Annotated in this window: 20 protein-coding genes and 2 pseudogenes; 2 read left to right on the plus strand and 20 right to left on the minus strand. The window is 49.2% G+C overall.

Annotated elements, in window-relative coordinates; all coding sequences use genetic code 11:
* Positions 1 to 78 precede the first annotated feature (78 nt).
* From HMPREF9194_RS06735 to HMPREF9194_RS06790, 12 genes are all read right to left on the minus strand, one after another.
* Entirely contained in the window at positions 79 to 945 is an 867-nt protein-coding gene (locus tag HMPREF9194_RS06735; RefSeq protein WP_016525627.1) for an Rpn family recombination-promoting nuclease/putative transposase, read from the minus strand.
* Positions 946 to 1416: 471 nt separating this feature from the next.
* A complete protein-coding gene (locus tag HMPREF9194_RS06740) occupies positions 1417 to 2172 on the minus strand; it encodes a leucine-rich repeat domain-containing protein (protein WP_016525629.1) in 756 nt (251 codons plus the stop codon).
* 80 nt (positions 2173 to 2252) lie between these two features.
* Positions 2253 to 2465 carry a hypothetical protein gene (locus HMPREF9194_RS06745; RefSeq protein ID WP_016525630.1) on the minus strand — a complete coding sequence of 71 codons (213 nt, stop codon included), beginning with the start codon at positions 2463 to 2465 and terminating at the stop codon, positions 2253 to 2255.
* Positions 2466 to 2617: 152 nt separating this feature from the next.
* Positions 2618 to 3328 carry a DNA-binding domain-containing protein gene (locus HMPREF9194_RS06750; RefSeq protein ID WP_016525631.1) on the minus strand — a complete coding sequence of 237 codons (711 nt, stop codon included), beginning with the start codon at positions 3326 to 3328 and terminating at the stop codon, positions 2618 to 2620.
* A gap of 201 nt (positions 3329 to 3529) precedes the next feature.
* Positions 3530 to 3778, minus strand: a complete 249-nt coding sequence (locus HMPREF9194_RS06755) for a hypothetical protein (RefSeq protein WP_156828007.1) — start codon at positions 3776 to 3778, stop codon at positions 3530 to 3532.
* Between the two features lie 49 nt (positions 3779 to 3827).
* On the minus strand, positions 3828 to 7100 hold the full coding sequence (locus HMPREF9194_RS06760; RefSeq protein WP_016525632.1) for an LPS-assembly protein LptD: 3273 nt from the start codon (positions 7098 to 7100) through the stop codon (positions 3828 to 3830).
* Positions 7097 to 9952 carry an excinuclease ABC subunit UvrA gene (uvrA, locus tag HMPREF9194_RS06765; protein WP_040846751.1) on the minus strand — a complete coding sequence of 952 codons (2856 nt, stop codon included), beginning with the start codon at positions 9950 to 9952 and terminating at the stop codon, positions 7097 to 7099. The genes HMPREF9194_RS06760 and uvrA overlap by 4 nt, the downstream gene beginning before the upstream one ends.
* A gap of 271 nt (positions 9953 to 10223) precedes the next feature.
* A complete protein-coding gene (locus HMPREF9194_RS11905) occupies positions 10224 to 10523 on the minus strand; it encodes a hypothetical protein (protein ID WP_016525634.1) in 300 nt (99 codons plus the stop codon).
* A gap of 310 nt (positions 10524 to 10833) precedes the next feature.
* A complete protein-coding gene (locus tag HMPREF9194_RS06775; RefSeq protein WP_016525636.1) occupies positions 10834 to 11481 on the minus strand; it encodes a sister chromatid cohesion protein PDS5 in 648 nt (215 codons plus the stop codon).
* 151 nt (positions 11482 to 11632) lie between these two features.
* On the minus strand, positions 11633 to 13579 hold the full coding sequence (locus HMPREF9194_RS06780) for a flavocytochrome c (RefSeq protein WP_016525637.1): 1947 nt from the start codon (positions 13577 to 13579) through the stop codon (positions 11633 to 11635).
* A gap of 64 nt (positions 13580 to 13643) precedes the next feature.
* Positions 13644 to 14498, minus strand: coding sequence for a CPBP family intramembrane glutamic endopeptidase (locus HMPREF9194_RS06785; protein ID WP_016525638.1), 855 nt, complete (start codon positions 14496 to 14498; stop codon positions 13644 to 13646).
* Positions 14485 to 14850 carry a Trp family transcriptional regulator gene (locus tag HMPREF9194_RS06790; RefSeq protein ID WP_016525639.1) on the minus strand — a complete coding sequence of 122 codons (366 nt, stop codon included), beginning with the start codon at positions 14848 to 14850 and terminating at the stop codon, positions 14485 to 14487. Before HMPREF9194_RS06790 ends, HMPREF9194_RS06785 begins: the two co-directional genes overlap by 14 nt.
* Positions 14851 to 14898: 48 nt before the next feature.
* On the opposite strand from HMPREF9194_RS06790, the gene HMPREF9194_RS06795 reads away from it, so the two are divergent.
* Positions 14899 to 15141, plus strand: coding sequence for a hypothetical protein (locus HMPREF9194_RS06795; RefSeq protein WP_016525640.1), 243 nt, complete (start codon positions 14899 to 14901; stop codon positions 15139 to 15141).
* A gap of 38 nt (positions 15142 to 15179) precedes the next feature.
* On the opposite strand, the pseudogene HMPREF9194_RS06800 reads toward HMPREF9194_RS06795, so the two are convergent.
* Both HMPREF9194_RS06800 and HMPREF9194_RS06805 read right to left on the minus strand, forming a co-directional pair.
* Positions 15180 to 15389, minus strand: a pseudogene (locus HMPREF9194_RS06800) (hypothetical protein); the annotation flags it as partial.
* Positions 15390 to 15531: 142 nt separating this feature from the next.
* Positions 15532 to 16331: pseudogene (locus tag HMPREF9194_RS06805) on the minus strand (hypothetical protein).
* A gap of 120 nt (positions 16332 to 16451) precedes the next feature.
* Between HMPREF9194_RS06805 and HMPREF9194_RS12310 the strand changes: the two are divergent.
* Positions 16452 to 16622, plus strand: coding sequence for a hypothetical protein (locus HMPREF9194_RS12310; protein WP_016525643.1), 171 nt, complete (start codon positions 16452 to 16454; stop codon positions 16620 to 16622).
* Between the two features lie 59 nt (positions 16623 to 16681).
* Here HMPREF9194_RS12310 and HMPREF9194_RS06815 read toward each other — a convergent pair whose 3' ends face one another.
* From HMPREF9194_RS06815 to HMPREF9194_RS06840, 6 genes are all read right to left on the minus strand, one after another.
* Entirely contained in the window at positions 16682 to 17464 is a 783-nt protein-coding gene (locus HMPREF9194_RS06815; protein ID WP_016525644.1) for a hypothetical protein, read from the minus strand.
* A gap of 11 nt (positions 17465 to 17475) precedes the next feature.
* Positions 17476 to 18285, minus strand: coding sequence for a TatD family hydrolase (locus tag HMPREF9194_RS06820; protein ID WP_016525645.1), 810 nt, complete (start codon positions 18283 to 18285; stop codon positions 17476 to 17478).
* A 15-nt stretch (positions 18286 to 18300) separates the two neighbouring features.
* Positions 18301 to 18726, minus strand: a complete 426-nt coding sequence (locus HMPREF9194_RS06825; protein WP_016525646.1) for a rhodanese-like domain-containing protein — start codon at positions 18724 to 18726, stop codon at positions 18301 to 18303.
* Positions 18723 to 19970, minus strand: coding sequence for an AGE family epimerase/isomerase (locus tag HMPREF9194_RS06830; RefSeq protein WP_016525647.1), 1248 nt, complete (start codon positions 19968 to 19970; stop codon positions 18723 to 18725). Before HMPREF9194_RS06830 ends, HMPREF9194_RS06825 begins: the two co-directional genes overlap by 4 nt.
* Positions 19971 to 20071: 101 nt before the next feature.
* Positions 20072 to 20887, minus strand: a complete 816-nt coding sequence (locus HMPREF9194_RS06835) for an Rpn family recombination-promoting nuclease/putative transposase (RefSeq protein WP_016525648.1) — start codon at positions 20885 to 20887, stop codon at positions 20072 to 20074.
* 296 nt (positions 20888 to 21183) lie between these two features.
* The gene (locus HMPREF9194_RS06840; RefSeq protein WP_156828008.1) at positions 21184 to 22401 is read right to left on the minus strand and encodes a hypothetical protein; all 1218 of its coding nucleotides are present in this window, start codon (positions 22399 to 22401) and stop codon (positions 21184 to 21186) included.
* Positions 22402 to 22501: the final 100 nt, after the last annotated feature.

Below are 22501 nucleotides of genomic sequence, written 5' to 3' on the forward strand. Positions count from 1 at the left end.
TAAATAGTAACCTTAATATGCGTATTCAGTCAAGAGATATCTGAATAAGGGAATGTCCGTCGCCGGCAACAAAACGAATTATAAATTTTCCACTTCTTCTTTGGAAAGGCCGGTCATTTCACAAATTTCGGCAATGGAGTAATTATGCGTACGCATCAGCTTTGCCGTTTCGAGTGCTTTGCGATGAGACCCTTTTTCTTCACCTTCGGCAAAGGCTGTTTCGCGTTCTTCTTCTCTTTGCACTGCAATATCGGTATCGTAATCATATTCGGCTATCAACATGTTCATAACCTCCCGTGATTTTCGCTCTAAGTAGTCTTTCAAAATATCGTTTTGTATACACTCTTTGACGGCATTCTTAAAGCCGTTCTTTCTATCCAGTTTGATATGACGGCGCACGGCTTCTACAAACAGCGTGTATTCTTCAAGCGGCTTACAGCTTTCCAAGAGCTTATTGTCTTTATTGTAATTGATGTTTATCACTTTTACAAGCAATTCTAGGCTCGGTTTTGCGGATTTTACCGTAAATGCGTCCGACAGCCTCAGTTCCGCCTGGGAGGGGTATTTTTCTTCTCCGTTGTAAAAGACATAGAATTCGGGTGTCGGAATCTGTTTGAGTTTACGCAAATAGCGGTCGCGCGGGTTTTGGATTTGCTCGTACAGGCGGGCGATATATTCCAAAAAGCGCACCGGCATATTGGCATTGACGGTAGATTGGTGTTCTGCCAACACGATGATTTTGTTATCGATAAGGCAGGACACATCATTGCAAAAACTCATGTACATGACGTTGTCAAGGCGCAAAGGTTTAAGTTCTGCCGAACTGTCCAAATGAGTGCCGTGAAGCGCGTTATATAACGACAAAAAATTCTTCTTTGCGTCTTTGTCCTCGCCGAATAAATCGACGAACACGGAATCTTTATAGCGGCGGTTATGTTTTGCCATACTGCACCTCCGCTTTTATTATAGGCGAAGACAGTATAAAAATAGGAACAAAAGGGAAAAGTCGCTGAAAAATATACGTCCTGCCCGCTTTCACTCCTTCAAATAGACTCGTTTTCCGTCCCTATGCTGACGGACACCCCGACATTACCAGTACTCTGCATTAGTGTGAGGTACTCACCCGAGCGATCAAAGGTCCTTTGTACGCCGTATCATATCTATTTATATTTTTGCTTTACACAGGCAGCCGTAGACGATTTCGCGTATTTACTTTTCGCTATTCACGCAGTTCTTTTACGCCTCGTTGCTCATAAGATGGGGTTTATCATGTCCCTTAGTGTGAGGTACCTGCCCGAGCGGGCGGACACCTTCGTTCCGCCCGATACGAGATCTTCGATCCGAGCGATACGAGCCTCTCGTATAAGGCGGTACGAGCGGTTCGAACAGAGCGGCTCGAAACGCCCGAACGCAGCGTTAAATCTCAACCGCAAGCCCGCTTGCATTAAACTTATACATCTTCCACTTCTTGTTATTTTTAGCATCAGTAAAGCCTGCGGCTAAATCCGGCGGAGCGCTAAAGTTCGTATGATTGCTTTCACCGGTTTGTTCGGTGTAAAGATAACACTTCGCACGATCGCCTTCCGCTCGAACCGGTAAATTGTCAAAAAGCGTTTTGAATGCATCTGCGGTAAGCTGATTGTGGTTGCACTGCAGCGTTTTCAAAGCGGTGCAGCCCTGCACGTTAAGCTCGGCGAGCTGATTTTTGAAACACTCAAGCTCTTGCAATGCGGTTAAGCCTTGCACGTCAAGAGCGGTAAGCTTATTGCCGTAGCAGCTCAGCCTTTGCAAAGCGGTTAAACCCTGCATGTTAAGAACAGTAAGCCAATTGCCGTTGCAGTTCAGACCTCGCAAAGCGGTTAAGCCCTGCACATTAAGTGCAGTAAGCTGATTACGGTTGCACTGCAGAAATTGCAAAGCAGTGCAGCCCTGCACATTAAGTTCGGTCAGTTTATTCAAGTCGCACTGCAGCCATTGCAAAGCGTTTAAGCCTTGCACATTAAGTGCGGTAAGCTGATTATACACGCAGTTCAGCCCTTCCAAAGAGGTACAGCCCCGCACGTTAAGAGCGGTAAGCTGATTGTTCCAGCAGTTCAGCTTGATGATCTTGCCTTTAAAGATAACGACAGCGCCCTTTGCATGCAGTGTAGTTTCGGTGCCGCTTGTAAGCATTGTTTCGGTACAGCCTTCAACTGTAACGGGGGTACTGCCGGCAGTTGTTACCGTAACTTTGATGTCGAGCTTATCGGGGCTTAAGATAAGCGAGGCGCCGCCTTCGACAAAGGGAGCTGCGGGCGGTGTTCCCGAACCGCCTCCGCCCGGTGTGCCGCCTCCGCCCGCACTGCCGCCGGAAGGCTATTGCCGCCTGCAGGATTTGAACAGCCTGCCGATAAAGCGGCAAGCACAATACCTATAAGCACCGCCGAACAGCAGCGCTTTGTTTTTTGCGTTTGTTTTGTACTCATTCTAAAATCTCCTTAAATTAATCGGTATTAAACGATCTACACACAGCCGTGTAAGCTGTCTACACGTATGCGTGTAGGGCGTCTACACACAGCGGTGTAGGATGGCTACACGTATGTGTGTATGCATCCTACACGCGGCGGTATAATCCGCTTTATGCCGTTACCGTAAGCGGTTTGGCGAACCGTCCCGTTTTTAAGATCTTAATCGCTTTACCCCCTTCGGCGATTTTGGTGCGCACTTCCGCGTAATAGGTGCCGGCGGCAAGGTCTTGCGGAATGATTGCCATCAGGCGGGCGGGTTTGTTTTCGGCAATGACCGAACAGCGCACGGCTTCTCCCGTTTCGGGCACAAAGAAGATGCCCTGCGCAGTGTCGTCCGCCTTAAACTTCAAACGCGAGCCGGTCAGTTGTACGACACCGCCGGCGGTTAAAACGTCGTTCGCGGTGCCCGTAACGATGTCTTTAACTTCGCCTATGTACGGATCGGTGCTCACGGTACCCGTCTTTTCGCAGCGTACGCGCTCGGCGGCTTTGCGCAAAAGCATGCCTGCGCTCAAGTTCAAATTGACGGTGTGCCGTTTTTTATCGAAGACATCGTTCGCCCCGTTAAAAACGCCTGCAACGCTCATCGAAGTGTTCATAAGCGGCGTGTTGAGCGCGCTGCCGTCGGCGATGAGTGAGGCACACACTTCGCCGAAGATTTGCAGCACGGCTTTTACGTCGGCTTTCGTAAGCGTCGAACCTTTTTGCATCATAAGGTCGATGATTTCGTCAAGCGTGTACGAACGCACATCGGTTACCTGCGCCATAAAGTCGTCCGGCGCAGCCGTCAGTAAGTTTTCACGAAGAGCGTACTTTAACATAGCATTCTCCTTTGGGAGGAAGAGAGACACCTTGTTCAGAGCAAGGTTTCTCTCTTCCTCCCAAACCCTCCTACTCTCTTCCCACACTGAGAACAAGCAACTTTCCTTCGTACATTAAAACAGTGCAGAATAGAACGCGGGCGGTTTTTATCTTTCAGCCATGATAATTCTTCCAAATTATTTGTGGCTGAACCCCGATTTTCAAACCCGAAGAAGAGCAATGCTGCGCAAACGGTTTACCTGTGTTTTTATGTTCTGTTTACCTCCTTTTGCGACAAAAATAAACAAGCGCACGAAGGACGATGTGTCCTTCGTGCGCTTGTTGTGCGAAAGGATTGTATGTTTGTTTTTAGATACAGTTCGCCCGAAGCGGTGAAGCGGTGAAGCGGTGAAGCGGTGAAGCGGTGAATTTTGTACGGTACGCCGGTGCGTGTCAAGTACTCTGTTCATGCGCATACTATAGCATATGCACATAAATTCGGCAAGTTCAAAACCGCATTCAACTTGCAGGGTTCAGTATAAAGTTGCCGTATTCGTCTTTGATAACCGTGCGTATGCCCTGCATGGGCTTCCACTGCACCGAGAGCGTAAAATAGGGTTTGTAATCGTATTTTTGCACGCCGGGCGAAACCTGTATAATGCGCGGCTCCACTTTGAATTCGGACTTTAAAGTCCAATCGTGCAAATCGTGTTCGAGTTTTATATTGATGTGCTTCAATTTAAAGCCTGACGAAGCGCGCTTCGATTCGTCCCAAAAGGCGAACGAATTCCACAGGTCGACAAAGACGTTGCGCTCGCCGGGAATCTCCGGCGTAAAGCCGATCGCCTTTTGCATGTAGCGGAGCAATTCTTTGTTGCGGCTTTCCGCGCTGAAAGTCAGCGTAAGAAAATCGTTTATTTTAAGCGCAAGCGACGGGCTGAAGTTAAAATAACTGTCGGTCGGTTTTACGATGTTCCACGACAGCGCGCTCGATACGGAGGGCTTTACGCTGATTGTTTTCGCTTTGTTCGTAAATTCGGCGGACGAGGTATTGAGCGAAGCGCTCAGTGCATACGGCAAAAACTTCTTTTCCGACGAAGAAACCCAGCCGGTTGTCGTGTTCAGCGTGTACGAATACGTGTACAGCATTTCGTACGAAACGCGGAAATTGCGCCATGACAAAGCGGCATCGAAGCGTTCGGAATGTTTGTCGTTTATATTGTACTCGAAGCGCTGCGCAAAATTCAGTTTGTTTTTGTTGTCTTTGCCGTCGCGCGTTTTTTGAAAAAGCGACCACGACGAAGACTGCACCCAAGGCGCAAAGTACCATACACCCGACGACAGGTCGCGCTTTTTGTAGCCGGCTTCCAGCGAAGTGCGTCCTGCCGGAAACGCGAATTCGAGCTTGCCCGTATACGAATCGACCAGCGGCGGAAGGTTTGCCTGAATGCTGAAAGTTTGCGAAAAGGCGTCTTCCTGCGTGGCTAAAGTTACATTCACGTTGTGGCTCGTAAGCGTTTTTTCGTCCCACTTGGGCGCATAATACGTCCATTCGGGATTGTCCGCGGTGCCGGTAAAGGAGCTTTGCAGCAATTTTACGCCGGTGTTCCAGCTTACGGAAGAATTCTTAAACACGGGGGAAAACACAAGGGGCTTTACGGTCAGAGCGTTCGTGTTCGTAATGTCGGTTTTACGCGAAGCGTAATCGTTCAACACGATTTTTTCGCGCTCGCTTGCCGTGTACTGCGTGCCCGAAAGAATCGGGTGCGTTTGGTACTGGGGCGCAAAAGATAAGGCGTTCGTAAGCGAAAGCACGCTGCCGTACCATGCAAGACTGCCGGTTATGTCGAGCGGCGCTTTTATCGACACTTCCGAAGACTTCGGCGCGGCCAAAGAAAAATCGGTACTCTCAACGCTCGAACCGCCTGCGGTTTTAATGGGGCTGAAAGTAAGCAGCGACGAAAAATTCGGCCTGAACGTGTAGGAAAGTTTGTACGTGAGCGCTTCATGTTGCGCCGAAGCGGGTTTGAGAATATCGATATTCGGAAGCGTCGCGTCGGCAAAAAGCGAGTCGGTTTTTGCAACGACGCTGCCGGCGGTTTGTGCGTTTTGTTCCGTTTGTGCATCGGCAGCGTCGGCGGTATTTCCGGAAGCGAACGTCTCCGGCACGCTCATAAGCTTTTGTGCGGCTTGCCCACGCTCCGACGGTTCTTTCTTTTTCCGTTCTTTCGGCGGCCATTCGAAAAGCGTACCCGACGCCGACACTGAAAACGCAAGCGGCTTTATCTGTATCGGATAAAAAAAATCCTGATTCGGGCTGTTGTCGTACCACTCGCCGTCGCCTGCGAATACGCTGTCGAGCATGGTATTTTTGGGTATCTTATACGACGAAAACAGCACCGACGAATTGAACGACGAAATCGAAAACGAATCGAGCAAAGGGCGCAGGGAGCCGAGAGAAGGCGTGTACGAGCCTGCGATGTCCCACGTGTACGACGATATCGTAGAAACGGATGAGGAACTCGACGAAGATGCGACGTCTTCTACCCTTCCCGCCCCCGAAAAAGCGCCCTTTAAAAAAAAGTCTATCCAGTCCATCGATTCTTTGCGGTCGGAAAAGTCGCGTGCGAATTTCGGGTCGGAATACAGGGGAAGCGCAACCGAAAGCGAAAAGCCGCCGGCTTGCGCGGCGGTTTTAAAAGACGCCGCATAGCGGAACGGAAGCCGCATGCCGAAAAACAGGCCGAAGTCCGCATGCTTTCGGTTTTGCGAACTGTACGATATGTATTGAGTGTAGCCGGGCACCGGATATATCGTATTCGAAAAGCCCAAACGTACGTCGAACGAAAGCGATTTAAAAAATGTATTGAATTTAAAGTCCCCGGCGATGCCGGTCATACCACCGAGCGTGCTGTAATAGTCGGCCATAAACTTTAAAAAATACGGCGGCATAGACGCTTCGGTATTCAAATTGTGCAGTACCAAACCGTCCAATTCCTGTTCGTACAGCGAAGAAGGCTGCATAAAATTAAAGCCCTTGCCGCTGTCGGTTCCCTGAGTCAGCGCTTTGCGGCCCATAAAATACGTGGTCGTCTGCACAAAGTAGCCTTCGCGCGCGCGGTAACCGAACGACGGATTAAAAAAAAGTTCGTCCTTCGGATAATAAAAAAACGGAAAATACATAAGCGGCACGGCGCCCACGTACAAAAGCGCGTTCGCAAATGCAAACTCGTTGCCGGGCAGCAGCCAAATGCGGCTCGCTTTGATTTTCCAATGCGGATTTTCGTCGTCGCAAAAGGTCAGCTGTCCGTTTTTGAACGTGATGACATCCGAACGGTCTTTCGCAAAGTAATCCGAAAATACGATGAGGGTGGAACCTTCCGGCAGCTTTACCGATTCCTGCCGGCGCTGTACCGCTTTGCTGTCGTAAAAAATTCCTTCGAGCGTCGCCGTATTAAACAAAACGGATTGTGCCGTCAGCGTTTGCGTCGAATTCCCCGATTCAAACTGTTCCAAAACGACGCCGCCTTCGGCATACAGTTCATTGCGTTTGCGGTCGAAGTTGATTGTATCGGCACGGATAATCGTTTTTTTGCCGCCCTTTACGACCGAAACGACGACGTTGCCCGAAAACTTAATGATTTCGGTATTTTGCTTTTCGTCTTTTACATACGAGGTTTTAAGCGCCTGCTCTATCGTTACGACGGAATTTTGATCTCCCTGCGAAAATGCCGGAAAAAAACACGCGATAAAAATACTTATACAAATTCCCGTAACGAAGCAAGGTTTCACCGCGGCCTTCTTTTGCGCTCGAGCATTTCCTTTATATAAAAACCGGTATAGGACTTTTCGCAGCGCGCAACTTCTTCGGGCGTTCCGCACGCAAGTACGTTACCGCCTGCAAAGCCGCCTTCCGGCCCCAAATCGATAATATTGTCGGCTTGCAAAATCACATCCAAATTGTGTTCGATCATAACGACGGTATTGCCTTGATCGACCAGCCGGTGAATGACTTCCATAAGCTGCTTTACGTCGGCAAAATGCAGGCCGGTTGTCGGCTCGTCGAGGATGTACAGCGTTTTTCCCGTAGACGGTCGGGCGAGCTCGTTCGCAAGCTTTACCCGCTGCGCTTCGCCGCCCGAAAGCGTTAAAGCCGACTGTCCCAACTTTATGTAGCCGAGCCCGACGCTGAGCAGGGTTTGCATTTTACGCGCAATGTGCGGAATGTGGGCAAAAAAATCGGCGGCTTCTTCTATCGTCATATCCAAAACGTCGGCAATGTTTTTTCCCTTATAACGCACTTCGAGCGTTTCCTGATTAAACCGTTTGCCGCGGCACACGTCGCAGGTAATGTACACGTCCGACAAAAAGTTCATTTCGATCGTAATCGTGCCGGCACCTTCGCAGTTTTCGCATCTTCCGCCTTTTACGTTAAAGCTGAAACGGCCGGGCTTATAACCTTTCGCCTTGGCTTCGGGAAGAGAGGCGTACAAGTCGCGTATGCCGTTAAACACGCCCACATAGGTTGCGGGATTCGAACGCGGCGTGCGCCCGATGGGACTTTGATCGATGTGGATAACCTTATCGATAAACTCCAAGCCTTCGATCGATTTATATGCGCCCACTTGCAGCGAAGTGCGCATGAGTTTGTTGGATAAAAGCGGAAACAGCACGTCGCTTATGAGGGTCGATTTTCCCGAACCGGATACGCCCGTAACGCAGGTGAATGTTCCGAGCGGAATCGACACCGCGATATTTTTTAAGTTGTGCTCGCTTACACCGCTTATGCGCAGGCTGTGCGAATTTCCTTTGCGGCGCTTTTCGGGAATCGCCATGGTCAAGGTGCCGGCCAAATACTGACCGGTCAGGCTTTCTTTGCACTGCGCGACTTTTTCGGGCGTACCGGAAGCCGTTACGTAGCCGCCGTGTACGCCGGCACCGGGGCCCAAGTCGATAATCCAATCGGCCGTGCGCAGCGTTTGTTCGTCGTGTTCGACGACAATCAGCGTATTGCCCAAGTCGCGCAAATACACGAGCGTGTCGATAAGTTTTTGATTGTCCCTTTGGTGCAAGCCGATTGACGGTTCATCCAAAATATACAAAACGCCGACCAGGCTCGAACCGATTTGCGTCGCGAGGCGGATGCGCTGCGCTTCGCCGCCGCTTAAGGTCGCCGCCTGACGGTCGAGCGTTAAATAATCCAAACCGACGTTTTTTAAAAACGTTAAGCGGTTGACGATTTCTTTTTCGATTTGGGCGGCAATTTTTTTTTCGGTTTCGGACAGCTTAAGCGCGGCAAAAAAGTCCAACGATTCACCGACCGAAAGCCGGCACAAGTCGTATATGTTTTTGCCGCCGACGGTTACGGCGAGGGCTTCCGGCTTTAAGCGTCGGCCGCCGCAACTTTGACATTCGCGGTGCGCCATAAGCCGCTCCAAGCTCACGCGCTGAGCTTCCGAATACGTTTCGCGGTAGCGGCGGCGCAAGTCGGCATACAGTCCCGGCCATTTTTGATCGTAGGACGAATAGCCGGAGCCGTCCTGTTTTTCGTACACGAATTTTATTGAATCCTTCGAACCGTTAAAAAGAATATCCGTTTGTTTTTTCGTCAATTTTCCCAAGGGCTCGTCGAGCGAAAATCCCGCATAAGACGCGAGCGCTTCAAGCCGGCAGCGGTTCCACGCGGAATCGGGATTGTAGCCTGCAATGCCGCCCTCATTGAACGAAAGGCTTTTGTCGGGAATAATCAAATCTTCATCGAATTCCATCTTTTCGCCCAAGCCCGTACATTCCGGGCAAGCGCCGAACGGATTGTTAAATGAAAAAAGCCGCGGCTGCATTTCGGGGAACGAAACGCCGCAGTCGGGGCACGCGCTCTTTTGCGAAAAAAAGTGTTCGCTTTCCGCCGCTTTTTCACCCGGAAGACTGCGCGCAACAACCAAAATGCCGTTTGCGCTGTTCAGTGCCGTTTCAACCGAGTCGGCCAAACGGCGGCGTACACCGGCGCCGATGACGATGCGGTCGATAACCAATTCGATCGTATGTTTTTTTTGCTTGTCGAGTTTAATCGGTTCGTCGAGCGAAGTCATGACGCCGTCTATGCGCGCTCGCACAAAACCGGCCGCCTTCGCATCGTCGATAATTTTTTGGTGTTCGCCCTTTTTCCCGCGTATAACGGGCGCCAAAATCTGAATGCGGCTTCCTTCCGGCCAGCTCATAATCGTATCGATGATTTGATCGATCGATTGTTCCTGAATTTTGCGCCCGCATATCGGACAGTGCGGAATGCCGATGCGCGCATACAGCAAACGGTAATAATCGTAAATTTCGGTTACCGTTCCCACGGTCGAGCGCGGGTTGCGGTGAGTCGTTTTTTGTTCGATTGAAATTGCAGGCGACAGTCCTTCAATGTAATCGATGTCGGGCTTATCCATTCTGCCTAAAAATTGACGGGCATAAGCCGAAAGACTTTCCACATAACGGCGCTGACCTTCGGCAAATATCGTATCGAAGGCTAAAGAACTTTTTCCCGAACCGGACAGACCCGAAATAACCACCAGCTTGTTGCGCGGCAGTTCGACATCTATATTTTTTAAGTTGTGCTCGCGCGCACCCTTCACAATCAATGTATCGCTTGCAGACATACCGAAAGTATACAGGAAAAAAGCGGTAAATTCAATCGTAAGTACCTCGATAATGCAGCATGGACAAGAAACGGTAAAAAACGATTCTTTCTGATAATATACCATGAAAAAAGGGAACGTTCAGGCAATTCGCTGCGCTCATAAGCCGTTCGCGTCCCCTTTTTTCACGTTGTTTTCATAAACATTCGCTTTTTTAAGCTCTTTGTCATGTCGCATTATCGTTCGATGTATTTGTCCGGCATATGAACACCTTATAAATCGTGCTTCTCCGTCAAAAAACTTCGATTTCTCCCGTATATTCATGTGCTTTTTGTATCAATGCGCCCTTGGCACCCAAGGTAAAGGCAATATCGCTGCTTCGGATTGCCAACAATTTGTCCCCGACTTTTATATCCAGCATTTGCATTAAAGACGGCGAAAGGTGAACTCCATTATCTTTCAGAGTAAGCCAGCCGTATTTTCTTCCCTTGTATGAAATCAGCTCACCTTCTTTTAGGGTCCTGTCCGCCAAATCGGAATTTTCTTTTAGGATGTGATTCAGTTTTGAGCGGAAAAGCAGCGGTTCGCTCATTACGCAAAATCCGCCTGTTTGCTTGCTGCCGGAAACGATGTAAATATATTGTTCTTTTTGCAGCTTATATTCTTCTACCGCCGGTGTCGGAAGAGTTATTTTTCCGTTTTCGCGTATTAATTGACCAAGGTTTAACTTCGAGCGCTGGAATAGCGCGCTCTCGTTAAACGCCGAGTTTGCGCAAGCGCAAACATCGCTTATAATATGCTGTTTCTCACTCCGTTACGAAACAGTGAATTCGACAATCTTCAAGATTTGATAATCTTTTCGTTTGTCGAATTTTAAAGAACCGAAAATATATTTTCCGCCCTTACTCATTTGCGGCATTTTTACTTTCCTCCAACGCTCTTTTCGTTATGCGGATTGCACCGCTCGTGTGAATACGGACAACAGGGTGTACGTCATATTCCGCGAACCGCTCCAATTTTTTCAAATACGGTTCTACGGAATGCGGCAGCCGTTTTCCCATTACCCGAAACATTTCAGGCGCCTCAATTCGTACGCGCTCTCCCTTATCCGATATCAATTCATAGAACATTTCCAATTTATCACAAAAAAGCTCCGACGCATTCGTTGCAATATTTTCACAAGCCCACACAAACGCAAGCCGTACCGCTTCTGCTGTGTCGGAGCGCATATTCATCATTGTGTCAAAATAAGGGAGAATCAAATCCTTGTTTGCCCTGCCTATCCGTCCCAATGCGTTTACCGAGCGCTCCCGCAGTTTCGGATTATCGTTTTGCAAATAACCGGCGATTTGTTCAATATACGGCTGCACCGATAACGGATACTGTAATCCCATTTCACCGAGAAGCCACAACGCTTTTGCTTTTACAGCCGTCGAATACCGGTCGCCGAGTTTTGCTGCAACATCATCGATTGCCGTGTTCCACTGTGCTTTGTCTTTCGTTATCGCTCTTATTTCTGTGAATATTTCTTTATCGGTTTTATTCGGCACGTCCGGTTACCCTCCGTAAACAGCGGTTGCCGTGCCCTAGGTGTGTCGCAGCACATGGTCTACGGCAGCCGTAGATTGTAATCTATGACAGTCGAAGGCTATAATCTACGACTGTCTTAGACTATAGCCTATTTCTTACATTGAAGCTGCATTATTTTTCGGCAGCGGCGTTCTTGCCTGCGATGCGGCCGAACACCATAATGTCTACGAGCGCATTGCCGCCGACGCGGTTACCCGCATGGATGCCGCCGGTAACTTCGCCCGCAGCATAAAAACTGGGAATAGGAGCGCCGTTTGCGTCGAGTACTTGAGCGTTTTCATTGATTTCAAGACCGCCCATCGTATGGTGAATCGACGGTTTGCGCGGCGTTGCCCAAAACGGACCCACGTCTATTTTTTCGCCGAGCTTTGTTTTATGGAAGTCGGTATCTTCGCCCGTTTCGCAAAAACGGTTGTATTTGGCGATTTCGGCCGTAAGCGTTTTGGGATCGCAGCCGATCTGCGCGGCAAGGCCTTCAAGCGTATCCGACGTAAGAACGCTGCCGTCCTTAATCAGTTCGTCGATGTCGTTGCCCCAGCCGTTTTGGCCGCCGTGTTGAGGATTTCCCGCAGTTGACTGATCGCAGATAATCCAAAACATTCCGTCCGGCTGCTGCAGCGCGGCCTTTGCCATAACGTCGCGGCTTTCGTATTCGGACACAAAGCGCTTGCCTTCCTTATTTACAAAAACCTGATTTTCGGCGCTTGTCCACAAACCGCCGCCGAGGGAACCGGTAACCGGATGAGAGCTGGGCATAAGCTGAATGAATCCCATGCCCACAAGATTCGCGCCGGCCGCTTTACCCATGACGATGCCGTCGCCCGTTGTAAGCTGCGTATTGGTAGTCGGCATGTCTTCGGTTAAGCATCCCCAGTAATCGTCATATTCGATCGCCATCTTCGGGTTTGCGCCGTAACCGCCGGCAGCCATAATAACGGCTTTTTTCGCATTCAGCGTTACCTTTGTTCCGTCGCTCTTTTCCGCTTTTACGCCGACAACGCGGCCGTTTTTAACAATCAGTTCGGTCGCCTTCGTTTCAAGCATAATTTCAGTGCCGTACTTTTCGTTAAGTTTTTGCAGCGGTTCGATAAACCCGCGGCCGACAGGCAAACTCAGTTTGTGTGCGCGGGGCCATAAACCGCCGAGAACCGTGTAGATGTTATCGTTGATGTGCACCGATTCATCGTTTGACGCAAGCCAATTCAGCGCATCGAGCGACTGCGAGGTAAGCAGGTTTACCAGCTTATAATTTCCGTAGATGGGAGTGCCGTCGAGTCCCGTGCGTTTTCCGCCCTTGTAAGTTTGGTAGGTGTGCAGTTCAACGCTGTCGAACAGGCTATCCGAATTGCGCGCAAGATAATCCGCGATCTGCTTTTGCAAAGTTGCAAGCGTTTCGCGGTATTCCGGATCGACCGAATCGGCGGAAAGTTTTTGGATATCTTCGAGCGATTTTTTAAGCGAAGCATCCGTCGGGACATTTGCCTGTCGCTCGGGGTCGACCGCATTGTACGCACCGCCTGCGCGGATGGTGTTTCCGCCGAGTGCCGCAGCCTTTTCGATCAGGACGACTTTGGCGCCTTCCTGAGCCGCGCTTCCCGCTGCGGCAAGTCCCGCTCCGCCGCCTCCGATAACGACAACGTCCACATTGCGTTCAATCGGTTTTCCGGCTTTCGCTTTGGCGATTTTTTTTACCTGCATCGCTGCAACATCGCCGCCCGCCTGCACAACGCAATCGGTAACGGCCGCAATAATCGCGTTGCATGTTACGGTACATCCGCTTATCGTATCGACGGCAAGCGTTTGCCCTTTTACGATGGCTTCGGGAATCTTTTGGATCGCAGGATCGGCAATGCCGGGCGTTTCCTTATTCGCTTCCACGATAATCGACTTAACGGCCTTATTCGTAAACGTAACGCTTACGGGAACAGGCCCGCCGTTTCCCTGCGCTTCGGCGCGGTAGGTTCCCGCTTTAAACGAAAGCGCGGACTTTTGCGCGCAGCCGGCAAAACAGAGCAAGAGCCCCGCCGCTGCCGCAATCAGTTTCGATGATATTTTCATGATACACCTCTTAATGCAGTATACGCTTTCGAGGCTTTTCAGTCAAAGGGGAAAGTTTTTCTTCTTAGAACCCTCTTTTCTTTTTGCGCAGATAGAGAATCAATACAAAAACAAAGGACAACAGCTGTGCCGTCACAATCCGTACAACTTGCAGATGATCGCTTCCCATGCTCGACACAACGTGTACTATATTGATAACGCTGTTGTTAAAAAAGTGGTCGGCCATGCCCGCCCACAAAGAGCCGGTTATCCTGTATAACAAGCTCATCTTTAAACCGTAGACGAATGAGAGTACTACATAGCCCGCGCCCAAAAGCAGCATCGGGACGAACTTCATCTGCCCTTCGAAAAACGAGCGTACGGGCATTGCCAAATGCCACAGTCCGAACAATAACGCGGTAATAAAAATAACCGTTTTGAATTCATACCGTTCGCGCAAAAGCCGCGTAAAAAGTCCGCGGAACAAACCTTCTTCCATCCATACGTTAAGCACATTGAATAAAAGAATAAAACCGATTCCCACGCTTACAAACTCGGTAGTGTTTACCAGCGAAAAACCGCCGGACGCTATCGTCAAAGAAGGAGAGGCGCCCTGAACGTACAACGCGATACACTCGGCCGCATAGGCGATTGTGTAAAAGCCGACGCCCAAAGCCAAGCCCAAGCCGATGTTTTTAAGCCGCCCGGCGCGCGAAAAACCTATGTCGCGCCAATGCAAGCCCGATGCGAAAAGCGCGGCGAAAATCACAACGACGCCGCAGACTTTATGAATAAAGTTTTCACCGATAACGCTTTCGTCCGTCTTGAGTACCAAATATTCCCACAAGCGGAACGCATAGCACAAAAGGTACAGTGCTATGCATACTCGCAGAGGATATTGAGAAAAAATTTTGCCGATTGTCTTTTTACTTTGTTCCATTCAAACGCTCCTTTTTAAGCGAATCGGATTTGAGCAAATCCAGCACTTTGCGGAATGCGCTGCCGTCTTTTTTAAGTTCCTTTGCGCCGCGCGTAATTTTACACAAACTCATTTTAAACATGCGCGCAATTTCGCGCTGCGTGGTTCCCCGATCTATTTCGCGCACCAAAAGCCAGCGCTTTGCCAAATCCTCGCGTTCGGCTTCGGTAAACAGGCAACCGAAAAAATCTTCAACGTCCCGGGCACTTGTCATGCCGGCGATAGTCGCACACAATTCGTGCAAGCCCTCGTCGCGGATGCGCACCACATCGGTGTCCGTATGAACTTCTTTGCATTTTTCCGTATCGCTCATAAAGCAATTATACTTGTATTTGCAAAAAAAAGACAGTATATTTTAACCATGGCAGAAACAACCGAATGGGAAGATACAACATATAGATACGTATTCGAACAGGAAATGCGGGGTCTTGAGCGGCGAAGAGCTTACGACCCGAACTTATCAGTCGAAGAATTGAAATATATGCTCGAATCGCTGTATATAAGTCAGGGCAACGACTACGCGGGCCGCGGAGCCGTCGCCGACCTTACACTGGCGGCAACCATCGCCGCCTACGAGCGCTTTATTGATGAGTGGGAACTTTGATTTTCACTGCCCGCGGCGCGCAATAAGCTTCAAGCGTTTTATACTCTGTTTATTGTTTCTTCATCCAAGCCGGTAATTTTTGCAATCAAGCCGGAAGCAAAACCTTCAACTTTCATTGCCTTTGCCGTTTCAAGCGCTTTGCGATGAGCCCCTTTTTCTTCCCCCTCGGCAAACGCTGTTTCTCTCTCTTCTTCCCGTTGAACTGCAATATCGGTATCGTAATCATATTCGGCTATCAACATGTTCATTCCTTTCAAAAAAACTTTTACGGGAAGTTGCAACTTCACGTAAAAGTTTTTTCTGTGCGCGATGGCGCACCCGTACTATAAAATCGAGTTTGCGACGCAAACTCGAGATAAAAAGCGGAGGCGCTATTTCAGCCGATGCTTTTTATCGCACTTCCCGTGATTTTCGCTCCAAGTAATCCCGCAAAATATCATTCTGAATGCACTCCTTTATCGCATTCCTAAAGCCGTTTTCAGCATCGAGCCTAATATGCCGGCGCACCGCTTCAACAAACTGCGTGTTTTCTTCAAGCGGCTTACAGTTTTCCAAAAGCTTGTTGTCTTTATTGTAATTGATGTTTATCACTTTTACAAGCAATTCAAGACTCGGTTTTACGGATTTCACTGAGAATGCATCGGAGAGCTTGAGTTCCGTCCGTACCGGGTATTTTTCTTCACCGGTGTAGAAGACGTAGAATTCGGGCGTCGGAATCTGTTTGAGTTTACGCAAATAACGATCGCGCGGGTTTTGGATTTGCTTTCTTATTAATGTCGCCAAGGTTGGCGATAAAACACATTGAATGAGATGTTTTTGCAGCGCAAAAACTCGCCGCAAACACGGTACACGGACGTACGGTGTTTGCGAGGGCATATTGGCATTGACCGTAGATTGGTGTTCAACCAGCACAATGATTTTATTATCGATGAGGCAGGATACATCGTTACAAAAACTCATGTACATGACATGTTCAAGGCGTAAGGGGGTAATTTCGGTCGAGCTGTCCAAATGTGTGCCGTGCATTTATATCTGTTCCGACAGGATGTCGGTGTAAGCTATAGGGAAGCGAGTTTTTGTAAAAAACTCGTCGTCCAACAAGGTACAAGGACGTACCTTGTTGGACACTTGTCTTCGCCGAATAAATCGACGAAGACCGAATCCTTATAGCGGCGATTGTGTTTTTTCATACTGTACCCCCGCCCCTTATTATAGGCGCAGGCGATATAAAAATAGCGGCTACCGCACGTAAAGTTGTTTTTCGCATAAAACCGATATATACTGTTCCTGAAGCCGTTACGGAGGTCGATATGAATTATACTTGGAAAGTATTTTTAAGAGCGTACAGGCTGAACGGTGCTTCCGACGGGGAATGCATTGCCGAAATCAAAGCGCCGGAAACGACAAAGCATAACGAGGACATCGCGGAACGTATTGCACGCGAACGCAGCGGGGGATCGGCGTCGCCCATGTTGTCATAGGCTCTCTCCCAATCTCCTCCGGTATACGCAAGGTGTCCTCCTAATAAATCATGACAAGATTAAAACGGCGGGTTATCGAAAAAACGATGTACCAGTTCAGGACTATTCGCTATTTGTTCTCCGCTCAGATTCTCTCGTGCCATCTCTTCAACATATTTGAAATAGCCGTATGAAAAATCGCCTTCTTTTAAAGGATTATAAGAAACAAGCGAACGTGCCATCCGAACAGGTTTCTGTTTAAGTGTTTTTTTACTCAACTGCTTTTTTATGTTTTCCGGGATTGCCGCCAGTGCCATAGGTGTCTTTGTATATCCTATCGGATCAATACCTTCAACTTTAATTAACTGTGACTCTGTCGGTTCGCAAAATTTGTAAATACTTTCTTTTTCCCAATATAGATTTCCAATAATTTTAACATTTAATATACCGTTATTAATGAACCAAATACCTATAAGTGCACCCATATATTTTTTTTTGCCATGAGGATAGTATACCTCACGCAACATGTAAAAAAGCTTATTCGGGAAAAACCAATATGTTGCAGCACTGGGCTGTTCTAGTCCGGTCCAACGTCCTAACACTCTCGATTCTTCGTTAGATAAATTATATTTTGCTTTTAATTCCGGAAACTCATCCCAAAAATACGTCCCTAGCGGATTCAGAACGTCCGTAAATTTCTGCAGCTGCTCATACGTATATGTCTTTTCTGCAACCCGCTCTTCTTCCGCTTGCTTTTTATCGTCAATAACTACATACGCCACCATAATCAAAAATAATCCGATGCATGCGGCCAAGAGAATCAACAGAACCTGTACTGCTTTCTTTACTATTTTTTTTATCATACCGATTACATTCAGCCGAAGAGGCGGCGGGCGTTGAGCAGAACGGTTCGGGCGAGGTCTTCGGCGCTCACGGAGCGGAGCGGAGCGACAAAGCGGTAGGTGTGTTCAATAAGAAGGGGCGTATTCGGTTTGCCGCGGAAGGGAACGGGCGCAAGGTAGGGAGCGTCGGTTTCCAAAAGCAGGCGATCGGAAGGGATAAAACGCACTAAGAGTTCGGTTTCGTGTATCTGCGTTTTTTTGGCGTAGGTAACCGAGCCTGCAAGCGAAATGTACCAGCCCGCGTCCAAAAAAGCGCGCGCTTCTTCAATACCGTACGAATAGCAGTGAATGACGCCCGTAGAGTCGGGATTGTCGCGCAGCGCGGCGATGGTCGGTTCAAAGGCGTCGCGCGAATGCACGACGACGGGAAAATCTTTTTCCCGCGCAAGCTCAAGCTGCATGTCGAACAGTTCGCGCTCTCCTTCTTCGTCGACTTCATCGTCGGGCAGGCGGTGGCGGTCAAAGCCGCATTCGCCGATTGCGCACAGTCGGCCGTCATCGCAATCTGCAAGGTGCGAACGCAGCGTTTCGACCTGTTCCGCACGGTTTTCGACCGCTTGAGAGTCGGGCCATATGCCTGCGGCAAAACGGAACAAAGAACGCGATTGGGCGCAGGTGCACCGCTCGTCGACAAAACCTATGCGGCGCGATACATCGTCCGCTTCGACGCCGGCGTCGAGCACAAAGGGCATACCCTTGAGGGCAATACCGCGCACAACCGCCGCAGGATCGATGCCGCGCTTTTCAAGATAGCTCAGATGACAGTGCGTATCGCTGAACATTATACCTCGAGCTTCTTATCGGGCCGTTTTAACCGTTTCGTACGGCCAATCCGTGATGCCGCCGAAGTTGTAAATTGCGGTATAGCCGAGGTTTGCAAGCTTTTGCGATGCGGCGCGGCTTCGCGCTCCCGAACGGCAGTACACCAAGATTTCGGCATTTAAATCGGGAAGAGCTGCGGGACGTTCGGAGCCGATCGTTTCGTTCGGAATAAGAACGGCGTTCGGAATATGGTCTTCGTCGTATTCGCTTTTCGTGCGCACGTCGACAATGACGACCGGCCGGCCGCTGTCCATGCGCTTTTTTGCTTCCTGAGCGCTGATGGTATAAAAAGTATTTTTAGTTTGCATAACAGTTCCTTTTGCTCCTGCGGCAAATGCGCAGGCGGCTGAGAAGAGTAAAAGAAGGGGCAGTATTTTAAGCGCAATTTCAAAACGTTTCATACAGACTGTTTCTCCGTTTTTTTATTCAGTTTTTCGAGCAGAGCCGCCCCTTCCATGTACATGCGGGGAATATGAAAGGGGCCCTTATACATATTGCCCTTAAGCGGCGTTGCAAGCGTGCCGTCGCGGTGAAAATAGCCGTAGCATTCGCCGTATTTTGCGTCGGGGAAGCGCTCGTGAAAATAGTTGTGGGCGCATACAAAGCGGTCTTTATATTTTTTGCGGCCGGTTATTGTATATGCGTACAGCGAGGCGATAACCGCTTCGTTTTGCGGCCACCAGAATTTCATATCCTGCCAGTATTCGCTGAGGCTTTTGTTGTCGATGTCGCGGAAGTAGATAATGCCGCCGTATTTTTTATCCCAGCCGCGCTCCCACATCCAGTCGAACATATCGACGCCCAGTTTTTGCAGTTCCGTGTCGCCGCGTTCGAGTCCTTCTTTCATCATAAACCACGCGCCTTCTATCGCATGGCCCGGATTTAAAAGACGCCCTTCAAAATGATCGCGCTGAACGGAACCGTCGCTCGCGCACTGTTCGAGTACGGCCTTTAAGTCGGGACGGATAAAATAGGTTTTAATTTCGTTCAACAGCGCGTCCATGTATTCGGTACAAAAGGCTTCCCCGTCCATATTGAAGTGCCGAACGGCGGCGCGCAATTCGGCGGCGGTGTTCAATAAAATCATCGGAACCCCGAAGCCGCGCGAACGTGCATTCGTTTGATCGAATTTGGGAATAAGTAAGCCCGGCTGCGTGCGGATACGCTCGATTTTTTTCAACAAGTCGAAGGCTTTTTGCACGTATTCTTTTTTACCGGATGCCCGTCCGTATGAGGCAAAGCCGATGACGGCGAATGCTTCACTGAAAAAATAGCGCAGACGTTTGATAACGGGCTTTCCGTCCTTTGTAAGGCGAAAATACATTCTGCCGTCGGATCCGTCGGTACAGTATTTTTCGATAAAATCGGCAAGCGAACGGCAGGCGTCCAAATATTCCGGATGTTTTTCGCCGTATGAACTTGTCGCCATATAGGCTTGCGCGAATGTCCACAACGCGCGCCCTTGAAACCACACCGATTTATCGGTTTCCAAAATGTTTCCGTCCCGGTCCAAACCGGTGTATATGCCGCCGTGAACCGGATCCATACCGTATTTGAGCCAAAACGGCAACACGGAATCGGTAAGGCTTCGGCGGTACAGCGGAATAAGTTTTTTGGGATTGAATTCTTCTATCGTGTTACGCATATCGGCTTTTACGGTATAACAAGGACTCGGCTTTGTCAAGATAGGGATTCGACAGGCGGGGATTCGACATTATGGATGAAACTTGTAATTATCGAAACCAATTAATTAATCGCTTCCACCTCTTCTTTGGAAAGGCCGGTCATTTCACAAATTTCAGTAATCGAGTAATTATGAGCACGCATCAATTTTGCCGTTTCAAGTTTTGTTTGGTATGCGCCGTCGGCAAAGCCTTGTTGGATTCCTTGTGCAATGCCTTCGTTTCGGCCCTCTTCCCGCGCGTCCATTTCGAACCCCGACATAAAGCGGTATTCTTGCCGTGCCTGTTCGTTGTGTTTTACTGCCTGTATCATCGTTTCTATCCTCCCTGTGTATTCGGTATTCACCGTTCCCTTCTTGACATACTCCAAAAAACCTTTCAGTTCCGCGTCTTCGGCTTTTCTAAAGGCTTGTGCATTTATTATAACCTTTTTTGTCCCGTCGCGTAAGGGTGTTTGCCGGTCTTCAAGGCAAATATTTTCAAATGTGTAAAGGGGCTTGTCGTTCCCGATAGCATCGAATAAGCACATAAAGATGATATAACTGTCGTTTAATGCTTTGTAGTGGGCACCCTTGTCTAAGAATGCGATGTCAATTGTCGCCTGATAATACCTCATGCGTTTCGGAAGATTATACTCATTGCTTACTTGCATTTCTATATCGTAAGATTTACCGGCTTCGTCTTTGACCAGAATATCCAAACGTACCGATTTTGCTTCAATGCCGGTTGTCACGCTGTTTTGCGGCGACAGGTAGACAATTTTCCCGATTTTATCTGACAAGATCATTTCGAGAAATTGCTTGCAAATACTTTCATCCTGCATAATTTTACAAAACATAAAGTCATCGGCAATGGTTAAGTCGTCAAAGTGTTTTCTCATATGCACCTCCACCCTTATTATAGGTGCCGACTGATGAAAAAACAGAAAATAAGATTATATTACACGTACCGTAGAACTTGTAAAGATATCCACCCGCACACAAAAAGACCGCCTTCAGAGCCGGAGCTTTGTCCGGCTTGGGACAGTCAGACTAATTTAATTCCCGGTACGGATGCCCGGAACGCTGTAAGTCTTGCGAGTTTGCGGAGCAAACTCGGATTGAAAAGTGCACTCAGGAGGTGCTCTTTTCAACCCGTAGCAGCCGAACCTTATCGTATGCCGTGTTCAAACCATTATTACCGTGGGGTAACGCAAATGCCGCGAGCTTTCCCCTTGTCTGTGCTGAGTTTGTGCTCGATAACGGTGCCGTCTGCGGTAATATGCCACCACACGGGTTTTTCGTCGCCGTCGAATACTGTGCCTGCCGCAAAAAGATCGTTCCCTGCAGCACAGAGTGCGAACACTTCACTCGTATCGGCGGAAAGTTCTTTATGCAGAAAGGCGTTTGTCCCTTCAATCTTCCATACGGCGGCTTTGCCGGCCGTCGTTATTCCCGCAGCATAGACTGTACCTTCCGAAGCGCACAATTTATAGCCCTCTTTGAAGCCCGGCACGGTAATGGGGGTAAAGGTTGCACCGTCTACTTTCCAAAGATTTCCCCCTGCAACATAGACCGAAGTACCCGCCGTACACACACCGTAAGAAGCGTCGGCTCCTTCAAGTCCCAATTCCGTTTCGCTTACCGTGCCCGTATCGGGCTTTGTCCACAAACAAACGGTATCGTTGCTGCCTATCCGTTTAATACCTGCTACGTACAATTCTCCTGTACCGGGGCACAGAGACAGGGCGACCGCATAGGTTATTGTGGAATTCATTTCGCACAAAAAGATTTGGACGGGATTTGCAGGATCGCTGATGTCGGTAAGGCTTGCACCTTTATTGTTGTAATCCTTATATGTGTAGCCGACGGCAAAAAGCTTTCCGTTATGAGAGGCAATATCAAACGCATCGCTGTCACGGATTGCACTGATCCAGTACAAGGTGCCGTCTTTTTTCCATGCGAGCGGACGGGGTGCACCATTGGCAAATTCGTAGCCTGCAACGTACACGTCTTTTCCTTGCGCGCATATTGCCTCCGGATAGACTGTATTGGGCGCAGCTTCGTATGCGTTCAGTTGAGTGCGCATGCCGTTTTTCCACACATAGGCTTCGTCATTGCTTGTTCCGCACACATACACGTCGACCGGGGCGGTTTTAAAATACACGGCGATAGTTGCGTCCGCCGCTACCGCGTGGCTGTACGTTGCGTTCGTTCCTGCCGCGGCAATATCGGTACCGCCTGCCGTCCATTTTTCCACCGCGTAGTATTCGTTTGCGGGCGTTGCGGTAAACTCAACTGTTTTACCCTCTTCCACCAAGTCTCCCGTGTGGATTTCGGTGCCGTCGACTGTCGCTTTGAGCGTGCCGCCCGTGCCGTCCACTCTGAACGTTACGGCATGTTTCGGAGTGGGCACTGGCGGTGTCGGCTTACTTCCGCCCGCATTGTTCGAGCAGGTAGTAAAAAGTAACGATGCCGCAAGAACGACAAGTACTGTAAGCGCGGCGACGACAGGG

Source organism: Treponema maltophilum ATCC 51939 (assembly GCF_000413055.1).
Lineage (GTDB): Bacteria > Spirochaetota > Spirochaetia > Treponematales > Treponemataceae > Treponema_C > Treponema_C maltophilum.

What these genes read in the sequence shown, in the direction of transcription:
- HMPREF9194_RS06735 (WP_016525627.1), bottom strand. Translation starts at nt 945, where the DNA reads ATGGCAAAACATAACCGCCGCTATAAAGATTCCGTGTTCGTCGATTTA.
- HMPREF9194_RS06740 (WP_016525629.1), bottom strand. Translation starts at nt 2,172, where the DNA reads ATGCTTACAAGCGGCACCGAAACTACACTGCATGCAAAGGGCGCTGTC.
- HMPREF9194_RS06745 (WP_016525630.1), bottom strand. Translation starts at nt 2,465, where the DNA reads ATGAGTACAAAACAAACGCAAAAAACAAAGCGCTGCTGTTCGGCGGTG.
- HMPREF9194_RS06750 (WP_016525631.1), bottom strand. Translation starts at nt 3,328, where the DNA reads ATGTTAAAGTACGCTCTTCGTGAAAACTTACTGACGGCTGCGCCGGAC.
- HMPREF9194_RS06755 (WP_156828007.1), bottom strand. Translation starts at nt 3,778, where the DNA reads ATGAACAGAGTACTTGACACGCACCGGCGTACCGTACAAAATTCACCG.
- uvrA (WP_040846751.1), bottom strand. Translation starts at nt 9,952, where the DNA reads ATGTCTGCAAGCGATACATTGATTGTGAAGGGTGCGCGCGAGCACAAC.
- HMPREF9194_RS11905 (WP_016525634.1), bottom strand. Translation starts at nt 10,523, where the DNA reads ATGAGCGAACCGCTGCTTTTCCGCTCAAAACTGAATCACATCCTAAAA.
- HMPREF9194_RS06780 (WP_016525637.1), bottom strand. Translation starts at nt 13,579, where the DNA reads ATGAAAATATCATCGAAACTGATTGCGGCAGCGGCGGGGCTCTTGCTC.
- HMPREF9194_RS06785 (WP_016525638.1), bottom strand. Translation starts at nt 14,498, where the DNA reads ATGGAACAAAGTAAAAAGACAATCGGCAAAATTTTTTCTCAATATCCT.
- HMPREF9194_RS06790 (WP_016525639.1), bottom strand. Translation starts at nt 14,850, where the DNA reads ATGAGCGATACGGAAAAATGCAAAGAAGTTCATACGGACACCGATGTG.
- HMPREF9194_RS06795 (WP_016525640.1), top strand. Translation starts at nt 14,899, where the DNA reads ATGGCAGAAACAACCGAATGGGAAGATACAACATATAGATACGTATTC.
- HMPREF9194_RS12310 (WP_016525643.1), top strand. Translation starts at nt 16,452, where the DNA reads ATGAATTATACTTGGAAAGTATTTTTAAGAGCGTACAGGCTGAACGGT.
- HMPREF9194_RS06815 (WP_016525644.1), bottom strand. Translation starts at nt 17,464, where the DNA reads ATGATAAAAAAAATAGTAAAGAAAGCAGTACAGGTTCTGTTGATTCTC.
- HMPREF9194_RS06820 (WP_016525645.1), bottom strand. Translation starts at nt 18,285, where the DNA reads ATGTTCAGCGATACGCACTGTCATCTGAGCTATCTTGAAAAGCGCGGC.
- HMPREF9194_RS06825 (WP_016525646.1), bottom strand. Translation starts at nt 18,726, where the DNA reads ATGAAACGTTTTGAAATTGCGCTTAAAATACTGCCCCTTCTTTTACTC.
- HMPREF9194_RS06830 (WP_016525647.1), bottom strand. Translation starts at nt 19,970, where the DNA reads ATGCGTAACACGATAGAAGAATTCAATCCCAAAAAACTTATTCCGCTG.
- HMPREF9194_RS06835 (WP_016525648.1), bottom strand. Translation starts at nt 20,887, where the DNA reads ATGAGAAAACACTTTGACGACTTAACCATTGCCGATGACTTTATGTTT.